Source organism: Rhizobium ecuadorense, from assembly GCF_001187535.1.
Taxonomy (GTDB): domain Bacteria; phylum Pseudomonadota; class Alphaproteobacteria; order Rhizobiales; family Rhizobiaceae; genus Rhizobium; species Rhizobium ecuadorense.
The window spans coordinates 1-233 of record NZ_LFIO01001382.1; the positions used below are offsets into that span (position 1 = coordinate 1).

The window sequence follows — 233 nt, forward strand, 5'->3', positions numbered from 1 at the left end:
GCCGCCTTGCCGGCCTTGCCCGCCGAACTGCTTGATCCGGCGAAACAGCCGGTCGATGTCGCAAGGGTTCTCGCCAAGCAACCGGCTCTTCAGCATCAGCGCGTAGGTGGCGCTGGCGCCGTCGCGCACCTCGCCAAGCCCGACGATGCCCTGGTTGGTGTAAATCTTGAGTAGCGCTGAGGTGAACGGCGCGCCGACAATTTCGGCTACCCGCATGTCGGTGATGCGAAGGT

1 pseudogene is annotated in these 233 nt (G+C 64.4%); it reads right to left on the minus strand.

The features are described 5' to 3' along the window. A pseudogene (locus AF337_RS29665) lies at positions 1 to 233 on the minus strand (mandelate racemase/muconate lactonizing enzyme family protein); the annotation flags it as partial.